Source organism: Streptococcus sp. GMD6S, assembly GCF_000297015.1.
Genome location: NZ_AJRH01000072.1, coordinates 1 through 5,516 on the forward strand (window position 1 = coordinate 1; position 5,516 = coordinate 5,516).

Consider the following 5,516-nt stretch of genomic DNA (forward strand, 5'->3'; position numbering starts at 1 on the left):
GCAGCAGTTATCATCCGTGAAGACAAAACTCCTCGCGGAACACGTATCTTTGGCCCAGTTGCACGTGAATTGCGTGAAGGTGGCTTCATGAAGATCGTGTCACTTGCTCCAGAAGTACTTTAATTTTTAGAAACAAACTAGTCCCCTGGATTACTTTCCAGGGTGCCCTTATGGGCGTAAGAAAAATCAAGGAGAAACCTAATGTTTGTAAAAAAAGGCGACAAAGTTCGCGTAATCGCTGGTAAAGATAAGGGAACAGAAGCTGTTGTCCTTACTGCCCTTCCAAAAGTAAACAAAGTTATCGTTGAAGGTGTTAACATCGTTAAGAAACACCAACGTCCAACTAACGAGCTTCCTCAAGGTGGTATCATCGAGAAAGAAGCAGCTATCCACGTATCAAACGTTCAAGTATTGGATAAAAACGGTGTAGCTGGTCGTGTTGGTTACAAATTTGTAGACGGTAAAAAAGTTCGCTACAACAAAAAATCAGGCGAAGTGCTTGATTAATCACGAAGGAAAGGAGAAGTATAATGGCAAATCGTTTAAAAGAAAAATATCTTAATGAAGTAGTTCCTGCTTTGACAGAACAATTCAACTACTCATCAGTGATGGCTGTGCCTAAAGTAGATAAGATCGTTTTGAACATGGGTGTTGGTGAAGCTGTATCAAACGCTAAAAGTCTTGAAAAAGCTGCTGAAGAATTGGCACTTATCTCAGGTCAAAAACCACTTATCACTAAAGCTAAAAAATCAATCGCCGGCTTCCGTCTTCGTGAAGGTGTAGCGATTGGTGCAAAAGTTACCCTTCGTGGTGAACGTATGTACGAATTCTTGGACAAATTGGTTTCAGTTTCACTTCCACGTGTGCGTGACTTCCACGGTGTTCCAACAAAATCATTTGATGGACGCGGAAACTACACACTTGGTGTGAAAGAACAATTGATCTTCCCAGAAATCAACTTTGATGACGTTGACAAAACTCGTGGTCTTGACATCGTTATCGTAACAACTGCTAACACTGACGAAGAGTCACGTGCATTGCTTACAGGCCTTGGAATGCCTTTTGCAAAATAATATAGGAGGTAAATCTAATGGCTAAAAAATCAATGATTGCTAAGAACAAACGTCCAGCGAAGTTCTCTACTCAAGCTTATACTCGTTGTGAAAAATGTGGTCGTCCACATTCAGTTTACCGCAAATTTAAACTTTGCCGTGTTTGCTTCCGTGAATTAGCTTACAAAGGACAAATTCCTGGTGTAACAAAAGCATCTTGGTAATATCATGATACAAAGAGCGTAACAACCACAGCAAAAATAGAAAATTTGGTGAAGGAGCGATGCTCCAAAACAAATTTATCTTTTTTGCACAGGTTGTAGCTCGTTTTCAAATAAGAGTTCTCTCATTTGAATGTGTCAATACTATCTGAGCCCAGCTCAATCATTAACTAGCAAGTGCAACTTGCAAACTACTAGTAAGAGGAGAAAAACAAAATGGTTATGACTGACCCAATCGCAGACTTCCTAACTCGTATTCGTAACGCTAACCAAGCGAAACACGAAGTACTTGAAGTGCCTGCATCAAACATCAAAAAAGGGATTGCTGAAATCCTTAAACACGAAGGTTTTGTTAAGAACGTAGAAATCATCGAAGATGACAAACAAGGCATCATCCGTGTATTCCTTAAATACGGACCAAACGGTGAAAAAGTTATCACTAACTTGAAACGTGTTTCTAAACCAGGACTTCGTGTCTACAAAAAACGTGAAGATCTTCCAAAAGTTCTTAACGGACTTGGAATTGCTATCCTTTCAACTTCTGAAGGTTTGCTTACTGATAAAGAAGCTCGCCAAAAGAACGTTGGTGGAGAAGTTATCGCTTACGTTTGGTAAAATCAAGATACAAAGAGCGTCATGGGCAATGTGATAATAGGAAATCTGACAAAGAGTGTTAACACTCTAGGAAGATTTGTCTTTTTCACACAGACCATAGCTCGTGTTCAATTTAGCTGATTTACTGATCAGCCAAATAGAGAGTAAATTAGTTTAGGAGAAAAAGATGAAAGCTACTGAATTGAATGAAAAACTTATTGTTGCAGAAGACGCTTTGGCTGAATTGTCAAAAGATGACCTTGTATCTCTTTTATGTGAAATTGGTTATAGTCCTGCGGCTATTGATGTATTGACAGAATATCAGGAGTTTGTCAAAGCTTTTCGAAAGAAACTAGGTTTGCTCTAATCCGAATGCCCCCCGTGAAAACTGGCCATTCTGGCCTGACAATTTAACAGGAGAAAATAAACATGTCACGTATTGGTAATAAAGTTATCGTGTTGCCTGCTGGTGTTGAAATCACTAACAATGACAACGTTGTAACTGTAAAAGGACCTAAAGGAGAACTTACTCGTGAGTTCTCAAAAGATATTGAAATTCGTGTGGAAGGTACTGAAGTAACTCTTCACCGTCCAAACGATTCAAAAGAAATGAAAACAATCCACGGAACTACTCGTGCCCTTTTGAACAACATGGTTGTTGGTGTATCAGAAGGATTCAAGAAAGAACTTGAAATGCGCGGGGTTGGTTACCGTGCACAACTTCAAGGATCTAAACTTGTTTTGGCTGTTGGTAAATCTCATCCAGACGAAGTTGAAGCTCCAGAAGGAATTACTTTTGAACTTCCAAACCCAACAACAATCGTTGTTAGCGGAATTTCAAAAGAAGTAGTTGGTCAAACGGCTGCTTACGTACGTAGCCTTCGTTCACCAGAACCATATAAAGGTAAAGGTATCCGTTACGTTGGTGAATTCGTTCGCCGTAAAGAAGGTAAAACAGGTAAATAATGTTGAGTGGTTGATTTTTAACCACCAACCTATTTTCCAACTTAGTGCATAGCACACGATTTAAAACTAAAGAGGTGAAAACTGTGATTTCTAAACCAGATAAAAACAAACTCCGCCAAAAACGCCACCGTCGCGTTCGCGGAAAACTCTCTGGAACTGCTGATCGCCCACGTTTGAACGTATTTCGTTCTAATACAGGCATCTACGCTCAAGTGATTGATGACGTAGCGGGTGTAACGCTCGCAAGTGCTTCAACTCTTGACAAAGAAGTTTCAAAAGGAACTAAAACTGAACAAGCCGTTGCTGTCGGTAAACTCGTTGCAGAACGTGCAAACGCTAAAGGTATTTCAGAAGTGGTGTTCGACCGCGGTGGATATCTATATCACGGACGTGTGAAAGCTTTGGCTGATGCAGCTCGTGAAAACGGATTGAAATTCTAATAGGAGGACACTAGAAAATGGCATTTAAAGACAATGCAGTTGAATTAGAAGAACGCGTAGTTGCTGTCAACCGTGTTACGAAAGTTGTTAAAGGTGGACGTCGTCTTCGTTTCGCAGCTCTTGTTGTTGTTGGTGACCACAACGGTCGCGTAGGATTTGGTACTGGTAAAGCTCAAGAAGTTCCAGAAGCAATCCGCAAAGCAGTAGAAGATGCTAAGAAAAACTTGATTGAAGTTCCTATGGTTGGAACAACAATCCCACACGAAGTTCTTTCAGAATTCGGTGGAGCTAAAGTATTGTTGAAACCTGCTGTAGAAGGTTCTGGAGTTGCCGCTGGTGGTGCAGTTCGTGCCGTTGTGGAATTGGCAGGTGTGGCAGATATTACATCTAAATCACTTGGCTCTAACACTCCAATCAACATTGTTCGCGCAACTGTTGAAGGTTTGAAACAATTGAAACGCGCTGAAGAAGTTGCTGCCCTTCGTGGTATCTCAGTTTCTGATTTGGCATAAGAAAGGGGATAAAATGGCTCAAATTAAAATTACTTTGACTAAGTCTCCAATCGGACGCATTCCATCACAACGTAAAACTGTTGTAGCACTTGGACTTGGCAAATTGAACAGCTCTGTTATCAAAGAAGACAACGCTGCTATCCGTGGTATGATCACTGCAGTATCTCACTTGGTAACAGTTGAAGAAGTAAACTAATGAATTTTTAGGGGATGTGGCAATACTCATCCCCTAAAACTAGGTATAGTCATCTAAGATGACCATGTATAGGCGAGTTGATAAGGGAGACAACCTTTTCTCTCTTATCGGCGCTAGCATTTTACAAAAGAGGAGAAAATAATAATGAAACTTCATGAATTGAAACCTGCAGAAGGTTCTCGTAAAGTACGTAACCGTGTTGGTCGTGGTACTTCATCAGGTAACGGTAAAACATCTGGTCGCGGTCAAAAAGGTCAAAAAGCTCGTAGCGGTGGCGGAGTTCGCCTTGGTTTTGAAGGTGGACAAACTCCATTGTTCCGTCGTCTTCCAAAACGTGGATTCACTAACATCAACGCTAAAGAATACGCAATTGTAAACCTTGACCAATTGAACGTCTTTGAAGACGGTGCAGAAGTAACTCCAGTTGTGCTTATCGAAGCAGGAATTGTGAAAGCTGAAAAATCAGGAGTTAAAATTCTTGGTAACGGTGAGTTGACTAAGAAATTGACTGTGAAAGCAGCTAAATTCTCTAAATCAGCTGAGGAAGCTATCACTGCTAAAGGTGGTTCTGTAGAAGTCATCTAAGAGAGGTGACCCATGTTTTTTAAATTACTAAAAGAAGCGCTCAAGGTTAAACAAGTTCGATCAAAAATTCTCTTTACAATTTTTATCATTCTTGTTTTCCGTATTGGGACAAGTATCACTGTTCCAGGTGTGAATGCAAAAAGTTTAGAAGCTCTCAGTGGTTTATCTTTCTTGAACATGCTTAGTCTTGTTTCAGGGAATGCCATGAAGAACTTCTCCGTTTTCGCACTCGGAGTAAGTCCGTATATCACTGCTTCCATCGTTGTTCAATTGCTACAAATGGATATTTTACCGAAGTTTGTAGAATGGGGCAAACAAGGGGAAGTAGGACGGAGAAAACTAAATCAGGCTACTCGTTATATTGCACTTGTACTTGCATTTGTTCAATCTATCGGGATTACAGCAGGATTTAATACTCTATCTGGAGCAAAATTATTAACGACAGCGTTAACTCCACAAGTTTTTGTTACTATTGGTATTATCCTCACAGCAGGTAGTATGATTGTAACTTGGCTCGGGGAACAAATTACAGATAAGGGATACGGAAACGGTGTTTCTATGATCATCTTTGCAGGTATTGTCGCTTCAATCCCTGAGATGATTAAAGGAATCTATGTTGACTACTTCGTCAATATTCCAAGTAGCCGTTTGACTTCATCTATTATCTTTGTCGTTATTTTGATTATCGCTGTCTTGTTGATTGTATACTTTACAACCTATGTTCAACAGGCAGAATATAAAATTCCAATCCAATATACAAAAGTTGCTCAAGGAGCCCCATCAAGCTCATACCTTCCATTGAAGGTAAACCCAGCGGGGGTTATCCCAGTTATCTTTGCAAGTTCCATTACAGCAGCACCTGCAGCCATTCTTCAGTTTTTGAGTGCTACAGGTCATGATTGGGCTTGGGTACGTACAGCACAGGAAATGTTATCTACAACATCTCCGAC

12 protein-coding genes are annotated in these 5,516 nt (G+C 40.4%); all 12 read left to right on the top strand.

Going from position 1 to position 5,516, the window contains the following annotated elements; translation table 11 throughout:
* Positions 1 to 123: uL14 family ribosomal protein (locus GMD6S_RS08015; RefSeq protein ID WP_008293782.1), on the top strand; the 123-nt coding region annotated here is incomplete at its 5' end.
* 78 nt (positions 124 to 201) lie between these two features.
* Positions 202 to 507: a 50S ribosomal protein L24 gene (rplX, locus tag GMD6S_RS08020; protein WP_000497691.1), complete on the top strand. Its 306-nt coding sequence runs from the start codon at positions 202 to 204 to the stop codon at positions 505 to 507.
* A gap of 23 nt (positions 508 to 530) precedes the next feature.
* On the top strand, positions 531 to 1,073 hold the full coding sequence (gene rplE / locus GMD6S_RS08025; protein WP_000013542.1) for a 50S ribosomal protein L5: 543 nt from the start codon (positions 531 to 533) through the stop codon (positions 1,071 to 1,073).
* A 17-nt stretch (positions 1,074 to 1,090) separates the two neighbouring features.
* On the top strand, positions 1,091 to 1,276 hold the full coding sequence (locus tag GMD6S_RS08030) for a type Z 30S ribosomal protein S14 (protein WP_001085697.1): 186 nt from the start codon (positions 1,091 to 1,093) through the stop codon (positions 1,274 to 1,276).
* Between the two features lie 213 nt (positions 1,277 to 1,489).
* Positions 1,490 to 1,888 (top strand): 30S ribosomal protein S8, encoded by a 399-nt coding sequence (gene rpsH, locus GMD6S_RS08035; RefSeq protein ID WP_000245502.1) that lies wholly within the window; start codon positions 1,490 to 1,492, stop codon positions 1,886 to 1,888.
* Positions 1,889 to 2,054: 166 nt separating this feature from the next.
* Positions 2,055 to 2,234: a hypothetical protein gene (locus GMD6S_RS08040; protein WP_000648250.1), complete on the top strand. Its 180-nt coding sequence runs from the start codon at positions 2,055 to 2,057 to the stop codon at positions 2,232 to 2,234.
* Positions 2,235 to 2,296: 62 nt separating this feature from the next.
* Positions 2,297 to 2,833 carry a 50S ribosomal protein L6 gene (gene rplF / locus GMD6S_RS08045; protein WP_000086626.1) on the top strand — a complete coding sequence of 179 codons (537 nt, stop codon included), beginning with the start codon at positions 2,297 to 2,299 and terminating at the stop codon, positions 2,831 to 2,833.
* An 83-nt stretch (positions 2,834 to 2,916) separates the two neighbouring features.
* Positions 2,917 to 3,273 carry a 50S ribosomal protein L18 gene (rplR, locus tag GMD6S_RS08050; protein ID WP_000624044.1) on the top strand — a complete coding sequence of 119 codons (357 nt, stop codon included), beginning with the start codon at positions 2,917 to 2,919 and terminating at the stop codon, positions 3,271 to 3,273.
* 17 nt (positions 3,274 to 3,290) lie between these two features.
* Positions 3,291 to 3,785, top strand: coding sequence for a 30S ribosomal protein S5 (rpsE, locus tag GMD6S_RS08055; RefSeq protein WP_000874204.1), 495 nt, complete (start codon positions 3,291 to 3,293; stop codon positions 3,783 to 3,785).
* Positions 3,786 to 3,798: 13 nt separating this feature from the next.
* A complete protein-coding gene (gene rpmD / locus GMD6S_RS08060; RefSeq protein ID WP_000057241.1) occupies positions 3,799 to 3,981 on the top strand; it encodes a 50S ribosomal protein L30 in 183 nt (60 codons plus the stop codon).
* Positions 3,982 to 4,125: 144 nt separating this feature from the next.
* Positions 4,126 to 4,566, top strand: a complete 441-nt coding sequence (rplO, locus tag GMD6S_RS08065) for a 50S ribosomal protein L15 (protein WP_000766089.1) — start codon at positions 4,126 to 4,128, stop codon at positions 4,564 to 4,566.
* Positions 4,567 to 4,578: 12 nt separating this feature from the next.
* Positions 4,579 to 5,516 (top strand): preprotein translocase subunit SecY (gene secY / locus GMD6S_RS08070; RefSeq protein ID WP_000465386.1); only part of this gene is annotated, 938 nt, incomplete at its 3' end.

Bases quoted from the DNA above. Each gene is read 5' to 3' on its own strand.
- GMD6S_RS08040 (WP_000648250.1), top strand. From the start codon at position 2,055: ATGAAAGCTACTGAATTGAATGAAAAACTTATTGTTGCAGAAGACGCT.
- rplX (WP_000497691.1), top strand. From the start codon at position 202: ATGTTTGTAAAAAAAGGCGACAAAGTTCGCGTAATCGCTGGTAAAGAT.
- rpsE (WP_000874204.1), top strand. From the start codon at position 3,291: ATGGCATTTAAAGACAATGCAGTTGAATTAGAAGAACGCGTAGTTGCT.
- GMD6S_RS08030 (WP_001085697.1), top strand. From the start codon at position 1,091: ATGGCTAAAAAATCAATGATTGCTAAGAACAAACGTCCAGCGAAGTTC.
- rplE (WP_000013542.1), top strand. From the start codon at position 531: ATGGCAAATCGTTTAAAAGAAAAATATCTTAATGAAGTAGTTCCTGCT.
- rplF (WP_000086626.1), top strand. From the start codon at position 2,297: ATGTCACGTATTGGTAATAAAGTTATCGTGTTGCCTGCTGGTGTTGAA.
- rpsH (WP_000245502.1), top strand. From the start codon at position 1,490: ATGGTTATGACTGACCCAATCGCAGACTTCCTAACTCGTATTCGTAAC.
- rpmD (WP_000057241.1), top strand. From the start codon at position 3,799: ATGGCTCAAATTAAAATTACTTTGACTAAGTCTCCAATCGGACGCATT.
- rplO (WP_000766089.1), top strand. From the start codon at position 4,126: ATGAAACTTCATGAATTGAAACCTGCAGAAGGTTCTCGTAAAGTACGT.